Source organism: Klebsiella sp. Shm-1, assembly GCF_040804525.1.
GTDB classification, from domain to species: domain Bacteria; phylum Pseudomonadota; class Gammaproteobacteria; order Enterobacterales; family Enterobacteriaceae; genus Klebsiella; species Klebsiella pneumoniae.
The window spans coordinates 466,278-490,267 of sequence record NZ_CP161823.1 but is presented as its reverse complement, the minus strand read 5'-3'; the positions used below and the strand labels follow the sequence as shown (position 1 = coordinate 490,267).

Annotated in this window: 21 protein-coding genes; 9 read left to right on the top strand and 12 right to left on the bottom strand. The window is 57.2% G+C overall.

All coding sequences use genetic code 11. The features are described from left to right. Positions 1-12: 12 nt before the first annotated feature. The 3 genes from aaeB to aaeX are packed head-to-tail and all read right to left on the bottom strand — an operon-like array spanning position 13 to position 3,129. The gene (gene aaeB / locus AB1E37_RS02365; RefSeq protein WP_032448151.1) at positions 13-1,980 is read right to left on the bottom strand and encodes a p-hydroxybenzoic acid efflux pump subunit AaeB; all 1,968 of its coding nucleotides are present in this window, start codon (positions 1,978-1,980) and stop codon (positions 13-15) included. A gap of 5 nt (positions 1,981-1,985) precedes the next feature. Beyond that, positions 1,986-2,918, bottom strand: coding sequence for a p-hydroxybenzoic acid efflux pump subunit AaeA (aaeA, locus tag AB1E37_RS02360; protein WP_002918639.1), 933 nt, complete (start codon positions 2,916-2,918; stop codon positions 1,986-1,988). A 7-nt stretch (positions 2,919-2,925) separates the two neighbouring features. After that, entirely contained in the window at positions 2,926-3,129 is a 204-nt protein-coding gene (aaeX, locus tag AB1E37_RS02355; protein ID WP_002918640.1) for a p-hydroxybenzoic acid efflux pump operon protein AaeX, read from the bottom strand. A gap of 131 nt (positions 3,130-3,260) precedes the next feature. On the opposite strand from aaeX, the gene aaeR reads away from it, so the two are divergent. Next, the gene (gene aaeR / locus AB1E37_RS02350; RefSeq protein ID WP_002918641.1) at positions 3,261-4,190 is read left to right on the top strand and encodes an HTH-type transcriptional activator AaeR; all 930 of its coding nucleotides are present in this window, start codon (positions 3,261-3,263) and stop codon (positions 4,188-4,190) included. Positions 4,191-4,225: 35 nt separating this feature from the next. Here aaeR and tldD read toward each other — a convergent pair whose 3' ends face one another. The 9 genes from tldD to AB1E37_RS02305 all read right to left on the bottom strand — a co-directional run bounded on the left by tldD (position 4,226) and on the right by AB1E37_RS02305 (position 16,767). Beyond that, on the bottom strand, positions 4,226-5,671 hold the full coding sequence (tldD, locus tag AB1E37_RS02345; RefSeq protein ID WP_004144958.1) for a metalloprotease TldD: 1,446 nt from the start codon (positions 5,669-5,671) through the stop codon (positions 4,226-4,228). Between the two features lie 88 nt (positions 5,672-5,759). Continuing rightward, positions 5,760-9,557 (bottom strand): AsmA2 domain-containing protein YhdP, encoded by a 3,798-nt coding sequence (gene yhdP / locus AB1E37_RS02340; protein WP_032448153.1) that lies wholly within the window; start codon positions 9,555-9,557, stop codon positions 5,760-5,762. 37 nt (positions 9,558-9,594) lie between these two features. Beyond that, positions 9,595-11,064 (bottom strand): ribonuclease G, encoded by a 1,470-nt coding sequence (gene rng / locus AB1E37_RS02335; protein WP_002918644.1) that lies wholly within the window; start codon positions 11,062-11,064, stop codon positions 9,595-9,597. A 2-nt stretch (positions 11,065-11,066) separates the two neighbouring features. After that, positions 11,067-11,648: a nucleoside triphosphate pyrophosphatase gene (locus tag AB1E37_RS02330; RefSeq protein WP_032448155.1), complete on the bottom strand. Its 582-nt coding sequence runs from the start codon at positions 11,646-11,648 to the stop codon at positions 11,067-11,069. Between the two features lie 7 nt (positions 11,649-11,655). Next, a complete protein-coding gene (mreD, locus tag AB1E37_RS02325) occupies positions 11,656-12,144 on the bottom strand; it encodes a rod shape-determining protein MreD (RefSeq protein ID WP_002918648.1) in 489 nt (162 codons plus the stop codon). Beyond that, positions 12,144-13,136 carry a rod shape-determining protein MreC gene (gene mreC, locus AB1E37_RS02320; protein ID WP_004149974.1) on the bottom strand — a complete coding sequence of 331 codons (993 nt, stop codon included), beginning with the start codon at positions 13,134-13,136 and terminating at the stop codon, positions 12,144-12,146. The genes mreD and mreC overlap by 1 nt, the downstream gene beginning before the upstream one ends. 70 nt (positions 13,137-13,206) lie before the next feature. Beyond that, positions 13,207-14,250 carry a rod shape-determining protein MreB gene (gene mreB / locus AB1E37_RS02315; protein ID WP_002918653.1) on the bottom strand — a complete coding sequence of 348 codons (1,044 nt, stop codon included), beginning with the start codon at positions 14,248-14,250 and terminating at the stop codon, positions 13,207-13,209. A 305-nt stretch (positions 14,251-14,555) separates the two neighbouring features. Beyond that, positions 14,556-16,496, bottom strand: coding sequence for an RNase E specificity factor CsrD (gene csrD / locus AB1E37_RS02310; RefSeq protein ID WP_023288032.1), 1,941 nt, complete (start codon positions 16,494-16,496; stop codon positions 14,556-14,558). A 79-nt stretch (positions 16,497-16,575) separates the two neighbouring features. Then, positions 16,576-16,767: a hypothetical protein gene (locus AB1E37_RS02305; protein ID WP_004211674.1), complete on the bottom strand. Its 192-nt coding sequence runs from the start codon at positions 16,765-16,767 to the stop codon at positions 16,576-16,578. A gap of 228 nt (positions 16,768-16,995) precedes the next feature. Between AB1E37_RS02305 and msrP the strand changes: the two genes are divergently transcribed. The 8 genes from msrP (at position 16,996) to prmA (ending at position 23,818) form a co-directional block, all read left to right on the top strand. After that, a complete protein-coding gene (msrP, locus tag AB1E37_RS02300; protein WP_004211677.1) occupies positions 16,996-17,997 on the top strand; it encodes a protein-methionine-sulfoxide reductase catalytic subunit MsrP in 1,002 nt (333 codons plus the stop codon). Further along, positions 17,997-18,605, top strand: a complete 609-nt coding sequence (gene msrQ, locus AB1E37_RS02295; RefSeq protein WP_004185869.1) for a protein-methionine-sulfoxide reductase heme-binding subunit MsrQ — start codon at positions 17,997-17,999, stop codon at positions 18,603-18,605. The genes msrP and msrQ overlap by 1 nt, the downstream gene beginning before the upstream one ends. Before the next feature lie 223 nt (positions 18,606-18,828). Next, positions 18,829-19,281, top strand: a complete 453-nt coding sequence (aroQ, locus tag AB1E37_RS02290; RefSeq protein ID WP_004174104.1) for a type II 3-dehydroquinate dehydratase — start codon at positions 18,829-18,831, stop codon at positions 19,279-19,281. Positions 19,282-19,303: 22 nt separating this feature from the next. Next, positions 19,304-19,771, top strand: a complete 468-nt coding sequence (gene accB / locus AB1E37_RS02285; RefSeq protein WP_002918736.1) for an acetyl-CoA carboxylase biotin carboxyl carrier protein — start codon at positions 19,304-19,306, stop codon at positions 19,769-19,771. Positions 19,772-19,781: 10 nt separating this feature from the next. Next, positions 19,782-21,131, top strand: coding sequence for an acetyl-CoA carboxylase biotin carboxylase subunit (accC, locus tag AB1E37_RS02280; protein ID WP_004174096.1), 1,350 nt, complete (start codon positions 19,782-19,784; stop codon positions 21,129-21,131). A gap of 110 nt (positions 21,132-21,241) precedes the next feature. Next, positions 21,242-21,484, top strand: coding sequence for a YhdT family protein (locus AB1E37_RS02275; RefSeq protein ID WP_002918740.1), 243 nt, complete (start codon positions 21,242-21,244; stop codon positions 21,482-21,484). Beyond that, complete coding sequence (gene panF / locus AB1E37_RS02270) at positions 21,474-22,925, top strand: sodium/pantothenate symporter (RefSeq protein ID WP_032448156.1); 1,452 nt, start codon at positions 21,474-21,476, stop codon at positions 22,923-22,925. Before AB1E37_RS02275 ends, panF begins: the two co-directional genes overlap by 11 nt. 11 nt (positions 22,926-22,936) lie before the next feature. Then, entirely contained in the window at positions 22,937-23,818 is an 882-nt protein-coding gene (gene prmA / locus AB1E37_RS02265) for a 50S ribosomal protein L11 methyltransferase (RefSeq protein WP_004144971.1), read from the top strand. Positions 23,819-23,990: the final 172 nt, after the last annotated feature.

The following is a 23,990-nucleotide window of genomic DNA, read 5'->3' as shown; positions in this document are numbered from 1 at the left end:
TCGGTTTATGGGTTAGCTGCTGGTCAGCACATGCTGGTACTTATGCAACATCTCAACCAGTCGCCGTACCGGCTCGGTGACCTGCGGCGAGGCCTCCCAGACCCGCAGCTTCTCCTGATAGACATCAAGCTCCGCCAGCAGCTGGGTAAAATAGCGCCGACGCTTATCATCGCTGCCGGCGGAGATCACATGGTCCGCGGTACGTCGCAGCTGACGATGGAAGGCGGAGAGATCGTCGTTCACCGGCACGGGCGCATCGCGCAAGCGCTGATGGGCGATGATTAACGTCAAGGCCAGACGGAAACGGGCGACGTCACCTGGGAATTTATTGAGTAATAAAAACAGCTGCTGATAGAGCGCGGGCAGATGATTCTCTTTGCGACGCGCCGAGTTGGTGGTCAGCGAAGAGACCGCCGCGGAGACAAACTGGTTCAGCAGCACCCGACCGGTTCTGGCCCGGGAGTTATCCCTGACAATAAGAATAACCATCAGAGCGAGGAAACAGCCGACGATCTGCCCCAGCGCGCTATCGAGGAACTGGCTGAACTGGAACTGCATCGGATTATCCAGCACCAGAATGTTGATGGTGCTCGCCAGCGCCCCCAACGATCCGAGACGCCTTTTCTGCACTTCGATCCCGATAAAGAACGCCATCGCCGCCAGGCTGATGCAAAGCAACAGCATGCTCTGCTGCGTCGCCGGCATGATCACCAGGAAGTACAAGGTGCCCAACGGTAACGCCGCCAGGGTGCCATAGAGGAAGTCTATCGCCACCATTCGGGGATTCGGCAGGCGCATCGCCAGCGCGGTAACCACGGCGATCATTACCATCGCGCCGCTGCCTGAGGTCCAGCCCGTCCACAGCCAGAATAGCGTTCCGAGAATACAGGAGACGGAGGTGCGCCAGAAGTTCACCATCGCGTGATGACGTTCGGCGGACTCCACTTTAACCACCGTTTCGCCGCGCAACACGCCATCCTCGATACGGCTGATTTTAGTATTCCCCACCACGCCGCGCTTAAGCAGCAGGTAACGCGTGGCGGCGCCCACCCAGCTATAAATCGTGACCGGGGTATTATGCTCGCCTTTCCAGGTCAGGAAGCGGCGCATGCGCTTCAGCTGCTGGTGAACATCCTGCACCGTCTCAACCGGCTCGGCGAACAGCTCGCGATAGTCGTCCGTGACCATTTCCGGGCGTGAGTTCTGAATCAGATAGGTTTCGCAAGCCTGGGTGATAAGGGTTAGCGAAAGGGTGTTGATCGCCTTCAGGCGCTGATTGGCCTTTGCCCAGCGTGAGGATTCCATAATCAGGTTACTACGCATACCTTCCAGCGCCGTAGTGCGGCGTACCAGCGCTCCCCAGGCTTGATCCACTTCCTCTTTTTCACCGTGCGCGACGCATAACTGCATCAGCTTATACTGTGCAATCAGCAGATTATCGAGCTCGAGGTCGATCTCTTTTTTAATCGAACGCGGCGAAAACAGGAGATCGGCGACGATGGCGCTGACAATACCGATGACAATTTCGCTGCAGCGTTCGACAGCAAACTGCGGCGCCAGCACCGGATTGGTATGGATGGTAATAATGATAATCAGCGCGGTGTACCCGGCCAGCCCCCAGGCATAGGAGTTTTCGACCTTGACCAGCGACGAAACCCAGGTACAAAACCCGGCCCACAGACAGCAGACCAGCATCATCAGCAGAGGCGCGCGGATCATCAGGATGATGATAACCAGCGCCGCAATACAGCCAATAAAGGTCCCGGCAATACGCAACATACCGCGATAGCGGATCGCGCCGGAGTACGGTTCGCCGCCAGCAGCAAAGGCCGGCCCGGCGGCGACGATCGCTGCCGTCAGTACCGCCCAGCGCGGCGTTTCGAGCTGAAAATGGAAACCGACAAACAGCGCCAGCACCACCGCGCATGCAAGCTTAATGGCAAAGCGGAGATGCCGGGGAGCAATGGTATATGTCCCCATAGCGATTAACCAAATTCGCGCAGGCGCATAGCCAGTTTCTGGAAGAAGTTGGCCTGGCTGGTATCACGATCTTCTTGACCGGTGATCACTACCGTCGCCGTGGTGCCCGATGGCCACAGATTCCCCTGCTGGTGATCGAGGCGAATACGCACCGGCACACGCTGCGCCAGACGCACCCACTCAAGGTTGGAGTCGACCGAGGCCATCCCTTTCGAGTCGCTGCTGCTGCTGGCGTTGGTCACCCCCGCAGCGATACTGTCCACCGTCCCTTTAATGGTTTTGCTGCTGCCCAGCGGGGTAATCTCCGCACGATAGCCTGGACGGACGCCCTCCAGTTTGGTCTCTTCCAGATAGGCCATGACGTAAAACGTATTCTCTTTCACCAGCGCCACCGCCGTGGAGCCACGGGTGATAAATTCCCCAGTGTAGACGTTAAGGTTAGTCACCCAGCCATCCGCAGGGGCGCGAATGACCGTCCGCTCCAGATCTAGCCTGGCCAGGTCGCGACTAGCCACCGCTTTCGCCAGCTGATGTTCAACGGTTTGCAGTACGTTGTTCGCCTGATCAATCTCTTCCCGCGACATCGCCTGTACGCCAAGCTTATTACGCCGACCGGCTTCGACGCGTTTTTCCTGAGCTAACGTCTGATAATAGGCGACATCAGCTTCCGCCTGCGCCAGCGCTTTTTGGTAACGAGGTTGGTCAATAACGAACAATACCTGGTCTTTCTTAACCAGTTGGTTATCCTTGACGTTTACCTGAGAAATCAGCCCGGAGACGTCGGGGGCAATCGCCACAATGTCGGCGCTAAAGCGCGCATCACGCGTCCACGGCGAGGCGGTGTAATAAACCCAGGCGCGGAAAATCGCCACGAAGGCCAGAATGACCAGTATCACGGTAATGGCAGTACGGAGGATATTTCTTGTTAGTGTTTTCACATCAACCTCAAACGAACAAGCGCGATATCAAATAAAAAAGGCAGCAATAGAGCGCCGTATTAAACAGTGCTGGGTGCCAGACAAAATCGTAAATGCCGGTCGGAACCAGCAGTCGGTGCACCAGCCAAAAGATAGCCAGCGACAAAAGCAACTCGAAGAAGATCGGCGGAAACGATAAACCGAAAATCACGATGACAGGAAACAGACTCATGATGACCTTGAATAAGAAGCGTACAGGTAGTGAGCAAATGCGTTTATTATGTAGCTAACAATATATTAACGTAACGATTGCCGCATTATCTACAATGTGTGATCTAAATCACTTTTAAGCCAGAGTGAATAATGGAACGATTAAAACGCATGTCCGTTTTCGCCAAAGTGGTCGAATTAGGTTCATTCACCGCAGCGGCCCGCCAGCTTCAGATGAGCGTTTCCTCGATCAGTCAGACCGTCGCCAAACTGGAAGATGAGCTGCAGGTAAAGCTGCTCAACCGCAGCACCCGCAGCCTTGGCTTAACTGAAGCAGGTAAAATCTATTACCAGGGCTGCCGTAGGATGCTGTTTGAAGCGCAGGATGTCCATGAGCAATTATACGCATTTAACAATACCCCCATCGGGACGCTGCGCATCGGCTGCTCTTCAACTATGGCACAGAATGTTCTGGCGCGCATAACGGCGAAAATGCTCAAAGAATACCCCGGGCTCTCTGTTAATCTGGTCACCGGCATACCTGCGCCAGACCTGATCGCCGACGGCCTTGACGTGGTGATCCGCGTGGGCGCCCTGCAGGATTCCAGCCTTTTTTCCCGCCGCCTGGGCTCAATGCCGATGGTATTATGCGCCGCTAAAAGCTATCTGGCGCAGGCTGGCAATCCAGAGAAACCGGCCGACCTTGCCGGACATGCCTGGCTGGAATATAGCGTGCGGCCGGACAATGAGTTTGTCATTATCGCGCCGGAAGGGATCTCGACCCGCCTGACCCCGCAGGGGCGCTTCGTGACCAACGACCCTATGACGCTGGTGCGCTGGCTGACCGCCGGGGTGGGTATCGCCTATGTACCGTTAATGTGGGCGATCGAAGAGATCAACCGCGGTGAGCTTGAGATCCTGCTGCCCAGCTATCAGTCCGATCCGCGACCGGTCTACGCCCTGTATACGGAAAAGGATAAACTGCCGCTGAAAGTGCAGGTCTGTATCAACTATCTGACGGAGTATTTTGTCGACGTGGCGAAGATCTATCAGGGCATGCACGGGCGCGGGATCGCCCGGTGAAGCGGTTCCCGGCAGCGCCGGGAACCAGGTCAGGATCAGGCGGTGCCGCCGACGGTAAGGTTATCGACCTTCAGGGTCGGCTGGCCGACGCCCACCGGCACGCTCTGGCCCTCTTTGCCACAGACGCCGACGCCGTTATCCAGGCGCAGGTCGTTGCCCACCATCGAAATCTGCTGCATGGTCTCAATGCCGGAGCCAATCAGCGTGGCCCCTTTCACCGCCTTCGTGACCTTCCCTTTTTCGATCAGATAGGCCTCGGAAGTGGAAAAGACGAATTTACCGGAGGTGATATCCACCTGCCCGCCGCCGAAGTTAGGCGCAAAGATACCGTAGTCGACCGATTCGATAATCTCCTGTGGCGTCGACTGGCCCGCCAGCATATAGGTGTTGGTCATACGCGGCATCGGCAGATGGGCATACGACTCACGTCGGCCATTGCCGGTCGGTGCGACGCCCATCAGGCGCGCGTTGAGTTTATCCTGCATATAGCCTTTCAGAATGCCGTTTTCGATTAGCACGTTGTATTGCCCCGGCGTCCCTTCGTCATCAATGGCCACCGAGCCACGGCGATCGGCGATGGTGCCGTCATCCACTACGGTGCACAGCTCAGAAGCGACTAATTCCCCCATATGGCCGCTAAAGACCGAGGTGCCACGCCGGTTGAAATCGCCTTCCAGCCCATGGCCGACCGCTTCATGCAGCAGGACGCCAGGCCAGCCGGCGCCGAGCACCACCGGCAGCATCCCCGCAGGGGCGGCGACCGCCGAGAGGTTGACCAGCGCCATGCGCACCGCTTCTTTCGCCCAGGCATCGGCCCGCACGTCGCCCTCCTGGGAGGCGAGGAAATAGTCATAACCAAAACGCCCGCCACCACCGCTGCTGCCGCGCTCACGCTTGCCATCCTCTTCCACCAGCACGCTGACGGAAAGACGAACCAGCGGACGAACGTCGGCGGCCAGAGTGCCATCGGTGGCGGCGACCAGGATCAGCTCATACACCCCGCTCAGGCTGGCTGAAACCTCCTGCACCCGCTGGTCCGCCGCCCGGGCGACTTTGTCTACCCGGCGCAGAATATCCAGCTTCTCTTCCCGGGTCATACTCTGCAGCGGGTCGATGCTGGTGTACAGGGCACGATGCTCTACAGCGCCGAGGGTCTGCACTTTGCCATTGCCGGTGTCGCGCACAATGGTCCGCGCCGCCTGGGCGCTCTGCTCCAGCGCCAGTTTGCTGATCTGATCGGCGTAGGCAAAGCCCGTTTTTTCGCCGCTGACGGCGCGCACGCCTACGCCCTGGTCGATATTGTACGACCCATCTTTAATGATGCTGTCTTCCAGAACCCAGGATTCGTGATAGCTCGACTGAAAATAGAGATCGCCGTAATCGAGGCGGCGCTCGGTCAGTTGACCAAGAATGGCAAACAGGTCCTGATGATTCAGGCCATTTGCCGACAGTAATTGTTCACTTACCAGGTTCAGACTCATCGTTATGCTACTCGTTTGTTGCCGCCTGACAGGCGGAAATACAGAAGGCTATCTATTGAGATTGCGGCAATTCCCGGCAATCGTCAAATCATTGCTTTTTATTGCTGCGCGCCTGGCGCAGCACTTCATTGATCTGCGGCTGGTCAATCGGGCCAGTGATGCGATAGCGCAGAATCGAAACTTTATTCCACAGCGGACCCAGCACTTTGCTGGCGGCAAATACCGCTGCGCCGACGATGGGGTTGACGGCAAAGGCCGCCGCCACGCCGACGGTCGCGGAGATCTCCGGCGCCACCACCGCCTGCAGATCCAGCTGGCGACGCACCAGATCGACCGACCCTTTCATAGCAATATCCGCTTCAAGGCCATCTACCAGCGTATCATCGGTATGCAGTACGCCATCCTTAATCCATGCCGTACTGTTAATCGAATCGAAGTAAAAGCCTTCGCTGAAGGTATCGCTGAAATCGAAACGCAGTTTACGCAGCAGGGCATCCACACTCAGCAGACGCAGCAGCTGGCCAGCGTGCCCGGTACTCAGGTCGGTAAACTGCCCCTTGCCCAGGTGGCTTTTAATGATGCCATTGAGCGACGCGACATCGGGTGACCAGGGCGGCGCGCGCCAGTGCAGATCGTAGTCGATATCAAACGGCGAATCCTTCACCGGCGTGGAGACGCCAAAGAAATCCGCAAATGCATCCGTCTTATTGCCGTGCAGTCTGCCTTTCAGCGAGGTTCGAACCCCTGAAGGGGCGTTCACCCACACGCCGTTGGTCGTCAGCCGGCCAAACCCGGTATCCACCAGGCCGTTGGAGAGCGTTAAGGTATCCCCTTTGATCGCCACATCCCCATCGATGCGGCCATATTTTTGTCCCCACAGCCAGCATTCCGCGCAGCGTAGCTGCAGATCGGGCCAGCCATGGAAATCCAGCCGCGTCGCCGTCTGGGGGGCCACATTCTCTGTTGCGTTCTGGCCGCTGGCGCTGGCCGGATTGAAATAGAGATAACGCACATTTGCCAGCCACGGAGCATTGTCGCGCATCGTCAATGTGGCATTGATCTCACGCCCCTGCGCCTCAACCTGCGAGCCGCCGGCGACCGGCTGGGACATCAGACTGACGTTGTTCCACTGTTGCCCCGCGAGGGCCAGCGACGGCGTACGCAGCACAATGCGCGGTGGAAAGAGCACGCTGCTGCTCACTTCATTTGCCGCGCCGTTCTCGAAGAGCGCCAGCCACTGCGCGCCATCCATCGGCGGCAGGTTGAGCTCGATACCGGGCTGATCGGGCAGCGGAGAGTACCCTTTGCTGTCAGTGGTAAGGATCGCTCTATCCAGCGTCAGCTTATGATTGAGCAACCAGCGGCTGTTAATATGATTCTTCGCCCCGATGGAGCCGGTCAGGTCGAAGCTGCTAAGGCCGCCGGCGACGTTAATTTTGACCGGAAGGGGTTCGCCGGCGGGCTTACTGACTGGCGAAGGTAAGCGACTGCTCACATTCTTCAGATCGCCGTTGATATCGACCTTATAGCTGGCATTGCCATGGTACGGCAGTTCGATAGCGACCTTGCCATCCCACGGGACGCTACCGCTCAACGCCTCACTCATGGCTTTCGGCAGCAGCCCGGTGCGCGACGGCTGCCAGTTGGCATTCATCCCGACATCCACCAGAAACGCTTTTTCACCTTCGCGGGTGGAAAAATTGAGGTTCAGCGGCTGATTAAACCAGGTCGCGCTCAACGTTTGACTATTGAGATCGCCATTCACAAAGCTGAAATTACCGCTCAGGTTCTGCAGCGTAGTATCTAACGGTTTGATAAACAGGCTATTATTCTGCAGGCGCACATCGCCTTTCGCGGTGGTCATCTCGCCGTCGAGGGGGATATTCAGATGTAAGCGAGCGCTCACATCCCCATCCAGCTGCAGGGAATCCAGCGCCGCCCCGAGCGACTCTTTCAGCGGCGTAGTATTAAAGTAAGGTCCAACCTCTTTTCCCGGGCCTTTGATATCGGCATCAATCAGCAGTTTTTCCTGCGCATAGTCCGGGATCGCGGCATCGAGATTGCTGGCGGTCACGTTGCCAAGCATCGCTTTATCCGCCCGCATCCACAGGCCGTTGTTGATAAAATTGAGGTCGATGTTCAGCCCGGTTAACGCCGGCCAGTCCGGTTGGAAGGCAAAAGTGGCGTTCTTCAGCGGAACATAAACCTGGAACTGGCCTTCATTATGCGGATAAGGGAATAGATGCGGATTGCCGCCATACACCAGCGTCGCATCGCTGGCTTGCCCTGCTTTAATCGCGCCGCTGAGATAGTCCACCAGCGCTTTGCCCATCAGATTTTCCGGGAAATAACGCCATGCCTGGCCACCGTCATTGGTGCTGATGCCCGCCAGAATACCCAGCCAGGGATCGTCCCCCTGCGGTTGCAGATAGCGGAAGCCGCCGCGGGCGCGTACGCCTGTCGCCTGCACGTCTATATCGCGGCCATCAAGCATAAACCCTTTGTCGTTTTTCACCCAACTGAGCGTGGCTTCGCCAGCGGCTATCTCCAGCGGCGCGCGGAAGACGCCGGCATACGGCATCAGCGCCTTCGCCATATGAGCGCGTAATTCCCCGTGCTCAACGCTGCCATTCAGACTGCCGGAGAAGTGCTCTGCCCCAGGCAGGAGTTTCCACTGCTTCCACGCCAGATCGCTCCACTGCGCCTGAAAACGCGTTTTCTCCGTCGCCTGCAGGGGGATATCGAGAGCCAGCAAATTGATTTTGCCGCCAGGCTGCGTGGTACGCCAGAGTTCGCCCAGAGAAGGCGCCAGCTTATCAGCAAACGGCTGTAACCCGCTCAGGCCGCTGAGGGCCAAATTGCTGGCGCGAATACGTAACTCATCGCTACGCTGACGATCGTCGCCACCAACGTCCTGCGCCGGGATCCACGCCATCGCCAGGGCTCCGCTTGGCCAGGGTTTATCATCGATAGCGATCCGCGTATCGGGAATATAAAAGGCCCAGCTTTGCTTATCATGGGAGAGATGCGCCGTCAGGTTATCCACCGACAAATGATGGACTTCGTTATCGCCCTGCCAGCTGGCGCCCCCTTTTTTCAGCCATACGTCGCCGCTGGCCACATCGCCTTTTTCAATGGTCATCCAGCCTTCGAGGCTGAAGCGGGCGCTTTTCAGGGCGATATTGTCCTGCATCCAGCGTCCCAGCCACGGTTTGACGTCGATATCATCCGCCTGTAGCCAGACCCGGCCTTTATTCAGCAGGCCATCCTCATCGCGAAGATCCATCCGCACCTGCATGACGCCATGCTGGCCGGTGAGGCTGGAGAGGCTGAGCTGCCCCTCGGCGCGATGACGGTTCCTGCCGTTAAGCCATGTCAGCTGCGGAACCGCCAGCTCCGCCCGCTGACCGGAAAGGGTCAGGAAGCTCAGATGGCTGTCGCGCAGAGTAAAGTGATCGAACTGACGTAAAAAGAGATCGCTGATGCGGTCGGTTTTCAGGCTTTCGCCACCGTCATTGGTCTGAATAGGGGTATTGGTATGGACCTGCAGCTGCCAGAAGGTGAGGTCGCGGAACTGCCAGCGCATATGCAGCAGGCTCTGCCAGACATCCAGCGCCAGGGTTACGCGCTTGACCGCCATTGTGCCGCCATCTTTCAGCCCGACATGGATATCGCGGGCGTCTAACGTCGGACCAAAAGTCTGCCAGCTGGCGGTGATCTGCGAGGCGTCCACCGGCGTACCGGTGAGGGTGGAGATCTTCTCCAGCAGCTGCGGACGCCAGGCGTCGAGCTGTGGCAACACGAGACGCAAGCCACTCACCAGCAGCGCGACGATAACAATCAATGTTGCCACGGTGAGCAATAAAATCCCGGGCAGTCGCCTCACGCCTCTCTCCTTGTCAGCCGCACAATGACGCAGTGTCTTACATCATAACAACATCGAACTGCTCTTGATTATAGAGCGGCTCAATTTGTACCTTCACCTGTTTGCCGACAAAGATTTCCACTTCCGCCAGCGCATGCGACTCTTCCCCTTTCAGGGTTTCCGCCACCGCAGGGGAAGCATAGACCAGGAAGCGATCGGAATCATAAGCATGATGTACGCGGACGATCTCACGCATAATCTCATAGCACACCGTTTCCACCGACTTTACCGTTCCACGTCCGTGGCAGGTTGGGCACTCGTTGCACAGCACATGCTCCACGCTTTCACGGGTGCGTTTACGGGTCATCTCCACCAGGCCCAGCTGGGAGAAGCCGTTAATGCTGGTCTTCACCCGATCTTTACTCAGCGCCTGCTCTAAAGAGTGCAACACCCGTCGACGGTGATCTTCATTGTTCATGTCTATGAAATCAATGATGATAATGCCGCCGAGATTACGCAAACGTAGCTGGCGGGCTATCGCCTGGGTGGCTTCGATGTTGGTATTGAAGATCGTATCGTCAAGATTGCGGTGCCCGACAAAGGCCCCGGTGTTGATATCGATGGTGGTCATCGCCTCGGTCTGGTCGATGATCAGATAGCCCCCCGATTTGAGCTCGACTTTACGCTCCAGCGCGCGCTGAATTTCGTTCTCAACGTCAAAGAGATCGAATATCGGCTGACGGCCGCTGTAGTGTTCCAGCTTGCTGGTCATTTCCGGGATATATTCGGCGGTGAATTCGAGCAACGCCTCATAGGTCAGGCGCGAGTCGACGCGAATGCGATCCAGTTGCGCATCGGCAAAATCACGCAGCACGCGCTGGGCCAGAGCCAGCTCGCCATACAGCTGATAGCGGGTCTGGTTGCGCTTTTTGCGCTCCATCACCTTGGTCCATACGCGCTTAAGATAAGCGGCATCGGCGGCCATCTCCTGCTCGTGAACGCCTTCCGCAGCGGTGCGAATGATAAACCCGCCCTGCTCATCGCAATATTCTGCGACGACCTTTTTTAGGCGCTCGCGCTCGGCTTCGCTTTCAATCCGCTGAGAGACCCCCACGTGGGAGGCGCCTGGCATAAAGACCAGATAGCGGGAAGGCAGGGTAATATCGGTGGTCAGACGCGCGCCTTTGGTACCCAGCGGATCTTTAACCACCTGGACCATCAGGTCCTGGCCCTGGCGCACCAGCTCCGAAATATCGCGCACGGTAAACTGCTTTTGCTCCTCACCGGCGACGCACTCGGTATGCGGCATGATATCGGAGGCGTGAAGGAACGCCGCCTTATCCAGACCAATATCTACAAAAGCCGCCTGCATTCCCGGCAGCACTCGGCTAACACGACCTTTGTAGATATTGCCTACTATTCCGCGTCGCGCTTCACGCTCAATATGGATTTCCTGCAGAATACCGCCATCAATATACGCAACGCGCGTTTCGGATGGCGTTACGTTAACTAATAATTCAGCCGTCATCTTTATCCCTTTCCTTTACGCAGTGAGTTAAAGTTACTGAGCAACTCATACGTTTCCACCAGCGGTAAGCCGACTACGGCGTGATAGCTGCCATTAATCTTCCTGACGAAGCAACCACCCAACCCTTGAATACCGTATGCACCTGCTTTATCTAAAGGCTCGCCGCTGGCCACATAATCGGCGATATCCTGCTCGCTGAGCCGCCGGAAGGTCACTTCCGTGACCACCAGACAGTCCAGCGTTTGCTGCTTATCCGCCAGCGCCACCGCGGTCATGACCTGATGGGTGTGGCCGGAAAGCAAACGCAGCATCGCTGCAGCGTGTTCGGCGTCGCGCGGTTTTTCCAGCACTTCGCCGTTCAAAATGACAATCGTATCCGCTCCCAGCACCGGCAAATCGCGGGTGGCCATCGCCACCCCGGCCTGCGCTTTTTCGCGCGCCAGGCGGACGACATAGTGCTGGGCGCTCTCCTGCGGATGGCGCTGCTCCTCAATACCAGGAACCAGACGCTCGAAAGCGAGACCAAGCTGAGTCAGCAGTTCCTGCCGACGCGGGGAACCAGAAGCGAGATACAGAGTTGTCATATCAACCTTATTGCACTGCAAATTGCTGACGCACTTTACGCATCAGCAGGAAGAGCCATGGCCAGAGGATGCCGTTTACTACACTACTCCAGAATACTTCCGGACGGAAAGAGACGTTGATCACTAAAAACTCTGCCCAGAAAACAATGATATCCACGGCCAGGGATAACAGCATTACCACCAGCGCCTGCTGCCACAGCGCCAGGTTACGGAACAGCTGATACTTCAGCGCGACCAGATAGGCGACGATGCTTAAAGACAGCGCGCGAACGCCGAGCGTTGAACCGCTGATGAGATCAAGAATAGCCCCCATCACGAAACCCGTCCCCACGTTTACCCGGTGCGGCAACGCGAGGATCCAGTACAGCAGGATCAATAATACCCAGTTGGGCCGGAAAACGCTGATGTCCGCCGGCCAGGGCATAATTTGCAGCAATAGCGCGATAAGAAACGAGAGCCAGATAACCCAGCGTCCCTGGCTACGGTAACTTGCCACTATTGCCCCCCTGCAGGCTGCGACGGCTGAGGCGGCGTCAACCCGGTGGCGGGCGCCGGCATCTGCGGCCCCATCGCATCCGGCGCAGGCAGTACCTGCGGCATCATCTGCATCAGACGTTCGTTAGCCACCCGATGAACCTCTTCCGGGGTCATCGGGTTAGCGCCATTACGATCGGCGCCCCACAGCAGCAACAGATAGCGCAAGCGCTGCAGCCCGGCCGTCGGACGCGCCTGAATCACGGTATAGGCGCGCTGGGTGTCCAGTTTCACCGAGGAGACTACCCCAACCGGATACCCTTCAGGGAAACGACCGCCGAGACCGGAGGTCACCAGCACGTCGCCGACGCGAATATCGGTATTCGCCGGCAGATGCTCAAGCTGGAGATCGTCCGTGCAGCCGTTACCGGCGGCAATGACGCGAATGTCGTTACGCAGAACCTGGATCGGCAGCGCATGAGTGGCATCGCAGATCAGCAGCACCCGGCTGGTCATTTTCGCCACGGCCACGACCTGCCCCACGACGCCTTTATCGCTGATAACCGGCTGGCCTTCATAGACGCCGTTCACGCTGCCTTTGTCAATAACCACCTGATCGCTGTAAGGGTCGTTGACCGTTGAGATGACCTGCGTCACCATTTTTTGCTCGTCCTGGCGCAGCGGCGAGCCAAGCAGTTCACGCAGGCGCGCGTTCTCCTGCTTGTACTGGCCCAGCATCAGCAGATCGCTGTTTTTCAGCAACAGCTCCTGGCGCAGCGCGCGGTTTTCCAGTTCGAGCTGGTCGCGGGTAGCTAGCGTCTGCGATACGCTGTCGAGCAGTTCCCGGGGACCATTAGAGACAAAGTAGAAAGGGCTGACGGCTGTATCCATGTACGTTCTGATTTGACTGAACGTACCCAGGCGGCTGTCGGCGATAATCACGCCAAGCGCCACCAGCACCGCCAGAATAAGGCGAATCTGTAGCGAGGGGCCACGGCTAAAAATTGGCTTCATAGGCTATGCGTATTCTCGTGTCAGTAAAGACCAGGGGCAGCTCGTATGCCGCCCCGGACCTTCAGGCTGACTACTCTTCGCTAAACAGGTCGCCGCCGTGCATGTCGATCATCTCCAGCGCCTTGCCGCCGCCACGCGCTACGCAGGTCAGCGGATCTTCAGCAACCACGACTGGAATACCGGTTTCTTCCATTAACAGACGGTCCAGGTTGCGCAGCAGCGCACCACCGCCGGTGAGAACCATCCCGCGTTCAGAGATATCAGACGCCAGTTCCGGCGGGCACTGCTCAAGGGCAACCATGACCGCACTCACGATGCCGGTCAGAGGCTCCTGCAGCGCTTCAAGAATTTCGTTTGAGTTCAGGGTGAAGCCGCGTGGCACGCCTTCCGCCAGGTTACGACCGCGCACTTCAATTTCGCGCACTTCATCGCCCGGGTAAGCCGAACCGATTTCATGCTTGATACGTTCAGCGGTCGCTTCACCGATCAGGGAGCCGTAGTTACGACGCACGTAATTGATAACGGCTTCGTCGAAGCGGTCACCGCCGATACGTACAGAAGAGGAATAGACCACGCCGTTCAGGGAGATAACCGCCACCTCAGTGGTACCGCCACCGATATCCACCACCATGGAGCCGGTCGCTTCAGAAACCGGTAAGCCTGCGCCAATCGCTGCCGCCATCGGCTCTTCGATCAGGAAGACTTCACGGGCGCCTGCGCCCTGCGCGGATTCACGAATAGCGCGACGTTCGACCTGGGTTGCGCCAACCGGTACACACACCAGCACGCGCGGGCTCGGGCGCATAAAGCTGTTGCTGTGCACTTGTTTGATAAAGTGCTGCAGCATCTTTTCCGTCACGAAGAAGTCAGCGATAACGCCGTCCTTCATCGGGCGAATCGCCGCGATATTACCCGGGGTACGGCCGAGCATCTGCTTCGCTTCATGACCCACGGCGGCGACGCTTTTCGGCGATCCGGCACGATCCTGACGAATGGCCACCACGGAAGGCTCATTCAATACGATGCCTTGTCCTTTTACGTAAATAAGGGTATTCGCGGTACCCAGGTCAATGGACAGGTCATTGGAAAACATGCCACGAAATTTTTTTAACATACTAAGGGATAATCCTGAAAGCTGGGGCGGAAAACAAAATCCGCTTACTTTACCAACCACACGCAGCAGCGACAAGGCGCAAAAATCACCTGCTGCGGTGAAAATTAGTGCAGTTCATTTCCTTTGTTACAAATTTTCCCGACTCCGTTCATTGCTGAAATCTTCAGCAGCGCTCCACGCCTGAATTTGTAACCTGTCAAAGGAGGGTCACTGGCATTTACATTGCGATGATCCGGCAGGTAGACAAGCACACCCCCTTCACGATGGCGCGCGTTATTCTACGTGAAATCACGCTAAACGGCAGATCAAACCGAGTATCTTTGCGAATATTTTTTCACATTTGTGTCAAGTGGCTGTGAGGCGGCAAAAAATTCCCCCTGCCCGCCCGTGACACCGCATTGGGACAGTACCAACCACTCGCTGCGGCTGCGTACGCCCGTCGCAAAAACTTGCATAGGCATGCCTTTACAGGCTTCCACCAGGCTTTGCACCAGCAGTTGGTTCTCGCTGCGCTTTTCGATGTTGCGCGCCAGACCCGGATGCAGTTTGATCAGCTCCGCATCCAGCTGCTTGATCCAGCTGGTTCCAACCAGGGTTAACCCCGCCTGAACCACTGCCACCCGAACGCCCAGAGCGTTAACCAATCGCATAACCGGCTGCAGACGGCCGATATATTGACAAACATCTGCCTCTGCAAGTTCAAAAATAATCCGCTGACGCTGCGATTTTTCACACTGCATCAAGGCATCGCGCAGCCAGCGCTGGAAACGCGGACGGATCAGCGACTCCACCGACAGCTGGAGCGCCAGATTCTCCTCGGGCCAGAAGCCTAAAAACGGCAGCAGGCGCGTTACCTGCAGGCGGTCATACTCCTCCGCCAGGCCAAACTGCAGCACCATCGGCATGTATTCCGCTGCAATCACCTCTTCTTTACCGTCGTACATCCGCGACATCAGTTCACGATGATGTACCCGCCCGTCGCGGGTGACAGCTGGTTTTTGGTACAACCGCGGCCCGCCGCGGCTCAGCATCTGTTCGATCAGCGTTCGCCAGCGAACGTTGCCGCGACCTTTCTCCGGAAGGGTGTCATCATAGACCGACCAGCTGTTGCTGCCCTGCAGCACCGCGTTGCGCGTCGCCGCTTCCGCATGTTCCATCACCTGCGCCGCCGATTGCCCGCTGCGGAAAGAACAGATGCCGATATGCATCATATCGTCGCGATCGAGGATACGCGTTGGAGGCAGCGCATCCATCGCCTTCAGCAACAGGCCGGCGATACTATCCGCCTCTTTCAACGTACGGTGCGGCAGCAGCACGGCGAAGTCGCTACGGTGATAGCGCGCCAACAGCGCGCCGGGGTAACGCATAATAAAGGTAGAGAGCAGGTTGATAAGCGTAAAGTAATGTTCTTCGGCCGCCGCCCGTCCCCAGTTGTCCCGTAGCAGATCAAACTCCGGCAGACGGATCATCATCACGATGCCGTAGGCTCCCACCTTCTCCTGGTCTTCCAGCAGCGTGGCCAGCTGATTGTCAAAAAACAGGCGGTTATTCAGTCCGGTTTTCGAATCCTGCGCCGCGTAGGAGCGAATAAGCGTATCCATCCGGCTGCGCTGATCGCTGGCGAACTGCAGCTCCGACAGCAGCATATCCAGCGCGCTACTGGTGCTGGCCGGCCATTCATAGACCGACCCGCGCACCTGCGGCCCGCGCTCGCCGCTCAGGATACGCGTGGAACGCACCTCCAGCAGCTCCTGGCCGGCCAGCTGGCGGCGGATCCAGCGGACGGCGAAGAAAATAATCACCACCATGAAGCCAATGGAGATCGACAGCGGGGCAGTGATCGACAGCGAACGGAAATAGTTCACCATCGGGTCAACGTAGACCAGATGCAGCGTAATACCAGGATGTTTAAGCGACTGAACCGTGATCTCACGGAATTGCTCATGGCTGCCGAGCGGGCGATAGCTATCGGGTCGGGAATGGCTGTAGAGCGGTTTGCCGTTGAGCATGAAATCGATATGCACGATCTCGATCGGCGTCATCAGCTCATCCAACTGCGGTTCAAGCTTATCGAAAGAGGTGGTGATGAGCCGGTTATCCAGCATGGTCGCCACCGCCTGAACGCGGTTTTCGACCTTGTTCTCAATGCCGTTATAAAAACTCAGCGAAGCGCCAATCAGCGTGACAAAGATGGTCAGGCTAGTTAGCAGCGTAATAAAGGCTGAGAACTTCGTCGTTAATCGCATCCCTGTGTTAACTCCGCGAGTGAATGACTACCCGATGAACCATCAGGCTCCCGTGCCGGCGCGCGCCTTGCCGCAAGCATTAACCTTTTAAAGCGCGACGCATACTATCAAAGATGGCGAGTCTGGCAATGGAATGCGTATTATCGGTAAAAGTATGCCGATAGCGAGTATAGTTTGCAGAAAAAATTTGCCAATCGTCGCCCGCCTGCGGCCTGCGCCAGAAGCGCTTTAATTTTAGACGCAGGATGGCAAACCCGCGCCGGCGACGCAAATTATTACCGGTTTACCGTCTGGCCAGCTTACCGCCCCCTTTTCCCTGCTAAAGATGCCGGGTCATGCGCGGCAAAGGAAACGTCTTGCGCCACTTTCCGATGATTCCTGGACGACCGCGCCTCTGCTTCGGCGGCGGCTCCTCATCCTAATGTGCAATTTTTCGTGACATATTCGCCATTCATCGCCGTCTCCGTCATGCTTAGGAAAACGCATGACGGAGGACACCATGAAAAGAAAAAAACTGACGGAAGCCGACGTCACGGCCGAATCCGTTTTTATGCTCAAGCGGCGCCAGGTGCTGAAAATGCTGGGTATCAGCGCGACCGCGCTTTCCCTTCCCGCCGCCGCGCAGGCCGATCTGCTGGACTGGTTTAAAGGAAATGACCGCCCGCCGGCCCCGGCGGGCAAGGCCCTGGAGTTTGCTAAACCCGCCGAGTGGCAGGCTAATCTGACGCTTACCCCGGAAGATAAGGTCGCCGGTTACAATAATTTTTATGAATTCGGCCTCGATAAAGCCGATCCGGCGGCGAACGCGGGTAGCCTGCGCACCGATCCCTGGACGCTCACCATCGGTGGCGAAGTGGCGAAACCTCTGACCCTTGACCATGACGATCTGACCAAACGCTTCCCGCTGGAAGAGCGCATTTATCGTATGCGCTGTGTGGAAGCCTGGTCGATGGTGGTCCCCTGGGTCGGCTTCCCGCTGCATAAACTGCTGGCGCTGGTGGAGCCCACCAGCAGCGCGCGCTATGTGGCCTTCAAAACCCTCTATGCTCCGGATCAAATGCCCGGCCAGAAAGACCGGTTTATCGGCGGGGGGCTCGCTTACCCTTACGTGGAGGGGCTACGGCTGGATGAAGCGATGCACCCGCTGACGCTACTCACCGTCGGGGTGTATGGCAAAGCGCTGCCGCCGCAAAACGGCGCGCCGGTCCGCCTGACCGTGCCGTGGAAGTACGGTTTTAAAGGCATAAAATCCATTGTTAGTATCGAGCTGACCCGCGAGCGGCCGCCAACCACCTGGAACCTGGCGGCGCCGGACGAATACGGCTTCTTCGCTAACGTCAATCCGCACGTCGATCACCCCCGCTGGTCGCAGGCTAGCGAGCGGTTTATCGGCGCCGGCGGCGTGCTCGATGTGAAGCGTCAACCGACGTTGCTGTTTAATGGCTATGCCGACGAAGTGGCGTCGCTGTATCGCGGCATGAATCTGCGGGAGAACTTCTAGTGCGTTTCACCGTCAAACAGATCGTCTGGCTGAAGGTTTTACTTCACCTTGCGGGGTTTTTGCCGCTGGTCTGGTTATTCTGGGCCGGGCACCAGGGCTACTTTAGCGCCGATCCAGCCAAGGATATCCAGCACTTTACCGGCAGAATGGCGCTTAAGTTTCTGCTGGCGACGCTGCTGGTCTCTCCGCTGGCGCGCTATGCGAAGCAGCCATTATTGATTCGCGTTCGTCGGCTGTTAGGTTTATGGTGTTTTGCCTGGGCGACGCTGCACCTGACCAGCTATACCCTACTGGAGCTGGGCATTAACAATCTGGCTCTGCTGGGCTCGGAGATTATCACCCGCCCCTATCTGACATTGGGCATGATCAGCTGGGCGATTCTGCTGGCGCTGGCGGTGACCTCCACGCAAGCGATGCAGCGAAAACTGGGGCGTCGCTGGCAACTTTTACACAACTTCGTCTATCTGGTGGCGATCCTCGCGCCGATACACTACCTGTGGTCAGTGAAGATCGTCTCGCCGCAGCCCGTTATATATGCCCTGCTGGCAGCGGGGCTATTGACATGGCGTTACAAGAAGTTCCGCCAGTGGTGGCGCGCAATCCGGTAATGTGCAGTTTCCCGCAGATCCTTTATCAACCGCGACTCTTTTTCAGATAGCGGTTGATAATCTTCCCTGATAAGACCAGTATTTAGCTGCCAATTGCTACGAAATCGTTATAATGTGCGACTTTGGTTTTCCTGACGGGGTTTTCTGACCCTGAAAAGGTGACAAGGGCGCATTGAAGGTATATGTTGTTTTTTACCCGAAAATGGCAGGAGATCGCCACACAATGGCAGTGAAGTTTCACATTTTGCTTTTGAATGGTCCAAACATTAACATGCTCGGTACCCGCGAGCCTGAGAAGTATGGCCCTCTCACGCTGGCTGAAATTGTTAACCGTTTAACATCTGAAGCGGCGGCGCTGAATGTGAGTCTGGATCACCTGCAGTCCAACGCGGAGCATGCGTTAATCGACCGAATTCATCAGGCTAAAGACAACGTGGACTATATCCTGATTAATCCGGCCGCGTTCACGCATACCAGCGTAGCAATCCGTGACGCTTTGCTCGCCGTGAACATCCCGTTTATCGAGATTCACCTGAGCAATGTGCATGCACGCGAACCCTTCCGCCAGCACTCGTATCTGTCAGATGTCGCCGCTGGCGTCATTTGCGGGCTGGGGGCGGATGGTTATTCATACGCTTTACAGACGGCGGTAAAACGCCTGTCACAATCACACTAAACAAAGAGTACGGAACCCACTCATGGATATTCGTAAGATTAAAAAACTGATCGAGCTGGTTGAAGAATCAGGTATCTCCGAACTGGAAATTTCTGAAGGCGAAGAGTCTGTTCGCATCAGCCGCTCTGCACCGGCCGCAAGCTATCCGGTTATGCAGCAGGCTTATGCTGCGCCGATGATGCAGCCTCAGGCGCCTGCCGCCGCGACTGCCGCACCAGCTGCTGCGGCTGAAGCGCCGGCGAAAGCGGAAATCAGTGGTCACATCGTACGTTCCCCGATGGTTGGTACTTTCTATCGTACGCCGAGCCCGGACGCGAAAGCGTTTGTGGAAGTTGGCCAGAAAGTTAACGTGGGCGACACCCTGTGCATCGTCGAAGCGATGAAAATGATGAACCAGATCGAAGCCGACAAAGCCGGCGTGGTGAAAGCCATTCTGATCGAAAGCGGCCAACCAGTAGAATTCGACGAGCCGCTGGTAGTTATCGAGTAACGAGGCGAACATGCTGGATAAAATTGTCATCGCTAACCGTGGCGAGATCGCACTGCGCATCCTGCGTGCCTGTAAAGAACTGGGCATCAAGACTGTCGCTGTGCACTCCACTGCGGATCGCGATCTAAAACACGTATTGTTAGCGGATGAGACGGTCTGCATCGGTCCGGCTCCGTCCGTAAAAAGCTATCTGAACATTCCGGCCATTATCAGCGCCGCTGAGATCACTGGCGCGGTAGCGATTCACCCGGGTTATGGCTTCCTCTCTGAGAACGCTAATTTTGCTGAGCAGGTTGAGCGTTCCGGCTTTATCTTCATCGGCCCGAAAGCCGACACTATCCGCCTGATGGGCGACAAAGTGTCCGCGATCACCGCCATGAAGAAAGCCGGCGTCCCGACCGTTCCGGGTTCTGACGGCCCGCTGACCGACGACATGGACGCTAACCGCGCCCATGCCAAACGCATCGGCTATCCGGTGATCATCAAAGCCTCCGGCGGCGGCGGCGGTCGCGGTATGCGCGTTGTACGTAGCGACGCTGAACTGGCGCAATCCATCTCCATGACCAAAGCGGAAGCCAAAGCGGCTTTCAACAACGACATGGTCTACATGGAGAAATACCTGGAAAACCCACGCCACATTGAAATTCAGGTGCTGGCGGATGGTCAGGGTAACGCGATCTATCTGGCTGAACGCGACTGCTCCATGCAGCGCCGTCATCAGAAAGTGGTCGAAGAAGCGCCGGCGCCGGGCATCACCCCGGAACTGCGTCGCTACATCGGCGAGCGTTGCGCGAAAGCCTGTGTGGATATCGGCTACCGCGGGGCGGGTACCTTTGAGTTCCTGTTCGAAAACGGCGAGTTCTACTTCATTGAAATGAACACCCGTATCCAGGTAGAGCATCCGGTAACTGAAATGATCACCGGCGTTGACCTGATCAAAGAGCAGCTGCGTATCGCAGCCGGCCAGCCGCTGTCCATCAAGCAGGATGAAGTGGTAGTTCGCGGCCATGCGGTGGAATGCCGTATCAACGCCGAAGACCCGAACACCTTCCTGCCGAGCCCGGGCAAAATCACCCGTTTCCACGCGCCGGGTGGCTTTGGCGTGCGCTGGGAGTCACATATTTACGCCGGTTACACCGTACCGCCGTACTATGACTCCATGATCGGTAAACTGATCTGCTACGGCGAAAGCCGTGACGTGGCGATTGCCCGCATGAAGAATGCGCTGCAGGAGCTGATCATCGATGGCATCAAAACCAACGTCGATCTGCAGATGCGCATTATGAGCGACGAGAATTTCCAGCATGGTGGCACCAATATCCACTATCTGGAGAAAAAACTCGGCTTGCAGGAAAAATAATTCTGCTCTCTCAGCAAAAGGCCGGGTAAACCGGCCTTTTTTCTTTTTCTCTCTCCTCATCTATACCATGCGGTACAATCCCCGCTTTCTTCATCCTCAAGGGACAAAAAATGGACAAACGCTTTGTTCAGGCCCACAAAGAAGCGCGCTGGGCGCTGTGGCTGACCCTTCTCTACCTTGCCGCCTGGCTGGCCGCCGCCTATCTGCCGGGGGTGGCTATTGGCTTTACCGGCCTGCCACACTGGTTTGAAATGGCCTGCCTGCTGGTACCGCTGCTGTTCATTCTGCTGTGCTGGGCGATGGTCAAACTGATTTTCCGCGATATTTCTCTGGAGGACGATGATGCAGTTTGAGGTCATTATTCCCCTGATCGCCTACCTGGTGGTGGTGTTCGGTTTATCCCTCTACGCCATGAGAAAACGCGCCTCAGGTAGCTTTCTTAATGAGTACTTTCTCGGCAGCCGCTCGATGGGCGGCTTCGTGCTGGCCATGACGCTAACCGCCACCTATATCAGCGCCAGCTCATTTATCGGCGGACCCGGCGCCGCCTATAAATACGGCCTGGGCTGGGTGCTGCTGGCGATGATCCAGCTCCCCGCCATCTGGCTGTCGCTGGGCGTGCTGGGGAAAAAATTCGCCATCCTTGCGCGTCGCTATAATGCTGTCACCCTCAATGACATGCTGTTTGCGCGCTATCAGAGTCGCCTGCTGGTCTGGCTGGCCAGCCTGAGTCTGCTGGTGGCCTTTGTCGGCGCCATGACCGTCCAGTTTATCGGCGGCGCCCGCCTGCTGGAGACGGCTGCCGGTATTCCTTACGATACCGGCCTGCTGATCTTCGGGGTCAGCATCGCGCTGTATACCGCCTATGGCGGCTTTCGCGCCAGCGTGCTCAACGACACGATGCAGGGCATGGTAATGCTGATCGGCACGATCGTGCTGCTGGTGGGCGTGATCCACGCCGCCGGGGGGGTTGGCCATGCGGTAGAGACGCTGCAGTCGATCGACGTCAAGCTGGTGTCCCCGCAGGGCGCGGAGGATATCCTCTCGCCAACCTTTATGGCCTCGTTTTGGGTGCTGGTCTGCTTCGGCGTTATTGGTCTGCCACATACCGCAGTGCGCTGTATCTCCTACAAAGACAGCAAAGCCGTGCATCGCGGCATCATTATCGGCACCATCGTGGTGGCGATCCTGATGTTTGGCATTCATCTGGCTGGGGCATTAGGCCGGGCGGTGATCCCCGATTTAACCGTGCCGGATCTGGTGATCCCGACGCTGATGGTTAAAGTGCTTCCGCCCTTTGCCGCCGGGATCTTCCTTGCCGCGCCGATGGCGGCGATTATGTCGACGATCAATGCCCAACTTCTGCAAAGTTCCGCTACGATCATCAAAGATCTGTACCTGAACTGGCGGCCGGATCAGGCGACTAACGAAAAGCGGCTTAAACGCATGTCCGCCGGCATCACGCTCCTGCTGGGGGTCTTGTTGCTGCTCGCGGCCTGGCGGCCGCCGGAGATGATAATCTGGCTGAACCTGCTGGCCTTCGGCGGCCTGGAAGCCGTCTTCCTGTGGCCGCTGGTGCTGGGCCTTTACTGGGAACGCGCCAACGCGGCTGGCGCGCTGAGCGCGATGATCGTAGGCGGCGTCCTGTATGCCGTACTGGCCACGCTGAAAGTGCAGTTTCTGGGCTTTCACCCGATCGTTCCCGCGCTGCTGCTGAGTTTGCTGGCGTTTGTGGCGGGGAACAGTTTCGGTCGTCCCGCCCCACAGTCCCCCATTTTGACTACTGATAAATAAAGAGTTTTGCTATGCCATGGATCCAACTGAAACTAAATACCACCGGCGCGAACGCTGAAGATCTTAGCGATGCGCTGATGGAGGCCGGATCGGTCTCGATCACCTTCCAGGATACGCACGATACGCCGGTATTTGAGCCATTGCCCGGGGAAACCCGCCTGTGGGGGGATACCGACGTAATCGGCCTGTTCGATGCTGAAACCGATATGAAAGCGGTCGTTGCCCAACTGGAGCAGCATCCGCTGCTGGGCGCCGGGTTCGCGCATAAGATCGAGCAGCTGGAAGATAAAGACTGGGAACGGGAATGGATGGATAACTTCCACCCCATGCGCTTCGGGGAGCGGCTATGGATCTGCCCAAGCTGGCGCGATGTTCCGGATGAAAATGCCGTCAACGTGATGCTCGATCCGGGTCTGGCCTTTGGCACCGGTACGCATCCGACGACATCCCTGTGCCTGCAGTGGCTGGATGGGCTCGACCTCAACGGAAAAACGGTGATTGATTTCGGCTGCGGCTCCGGCATCCTGGCGATTGCCGCACTGAAGCTGGGGGCGGCAAAAGCAATCGGGATTGATATCGACCCGCAGGCTATTCAGGCCAGTCGTGATAACGCGCAGCGTAACGGCGTTTCTGAACGCCTGGAGCTCTATCTTCCTCAGGACCAACCGGAGTCGATGAAAGCCGACGTGGTGGTCGCGAATATCCTGGCAGGCCCGCTGCGTGAGCTGGCGCCATTAATCAGCGTCCTGCCCGTTTCAGGCGGTTTGCTGGGGCTTTCCGGCATCCTTGCCAGCCAGGCGGAAAGCGTCTGTGAAGCCTATGCCGATCTCTTCACCCTTGACCCGGTGGTCGAGAAGGAAGAGTGGTGCCGGATTACCGGCCGGAAAAACTAAGCGCGATGCGGCCTACGGGCCGCATTTTTGTTTCCAGTAGCCACCAAATAATGCCAGGAAATGAGAGGCAAATCGCACTACAGAGCACTTTTTTGGCTACAAAAACAGCGTTTTATATCGCCATGCGGCCAGTCTATCCAAGAAAAATCGAGAAGTTTTATGATTTTATAAA

Excerpts from the sequence above, each read along its gene's own strand:
- msrP (WP_004211677.1), top strand. The coding sequence starts at position 16,996 with ATGAAAAGAAAAAAACTGACGGAAGCCGACGTCACGGCCGAATCCGTT.
- csrD (WP_023288032.1), bottom strand. The coding sequence starts at position 16,496 with ATGCGATTAACGACGAAGTTCTCAGCCTTTATTACGCTGCTAACTAGC.
- mreB (WP_002918653.1), bottom strand. The coding sequence starts at position 14,250 with ATGTTAAAAAAATTTCGTGGCATGTTTTCCAATGACCTGTCCATTGAC.
- AB1E37_RS02275 (WP_002918740.1), top strand. The coding sequence starts at position 21,242 with ATGGACAAACGCTTTGTTCAGGCCCACAAAGAAGCGCGCTGGGCGCTG.
- mreC (WP_004149974.1), bottom strand. The coding sequence starts at position 13,136 with ATGAAGCCAATTTTTAGCCGTGGCCCCTCGCTACAGATTCGCCTTATT.
- prmA (WP_004144971.1), top strand. The coding sequence starts at position 22,937 with ATGCCATGGATCCAACTGAAACTAAATACCACCGGCGCGAACGCTGAA.
- panF (WP_032448156.1), top strand. The coding sequence starts at position 21,474 with ATGCAGTTTGAGGTCATTATTCCCCTGATCGCCTACCTGGTGGTGGTG.
- aroQ (WP_004174104.1), top strand. The coding sequence starts at position 18,829 with ATGGCAGTGAAGTTTCACATTTTGCTTTTGAATGGTCCAAACATTAAC.
- aaeX (WP_002918640.1), bottom strand. The coding sequence starts at position 3,129 with ATGAGTCTGTTTCCTGTCATCGTGATTTTCGGTTTATCGTTTCCGCCG.
- tldD (WP_004144958.1), bottom strand. The coding sequence starts at position 5,671 with ATGAGTCTGAACCTGGTAAGTGAACAATTACTGTCGGCAAATGGCCTG.
- accC (WP_004174096.1), top strand. The coding sequence starts at position 19,782 with ATGCTGGATAAAATTGTCATCGCTAACCGTGGCGAGATCGCACTGCGC.
- aaeR (WP_002918641.1), top strand. The coding sequence starts at position 3,261 with ATGGAACGATTAAAACGCATGTCCGTTTTCGCCAAAGTGGTCGAATTA.
- aaeB (WP_032448151.1), bottom strand. The coding sequence starts at position 1,980 with ATGGGGACATATACCATTGCTCCCCGGCATCTCCGCTTTGCCATTAAG.
- AB1E37_RS02330 (WP_032448155.1), bottom strand. The coding sequence starts at position 11,648 with ATGACAACTCTGTATCTCGCTTCTGGTTCCCCGCGTCGGCAGGAACTG.
- accB (WP_002918736.1), top strand. The coding sequence starts at position 19,304 with ATGGATATTCGTAAGATTAAAAAACTGATCGAGCTGGTTGAAGAATCA.
- rng (WP_002918644.1), bottom strand. The coding sequence starts at position 11,064 with ATGACGGCTGAATTATTAGTTAACGTAACGCCATCCGAAACGCGCGTT.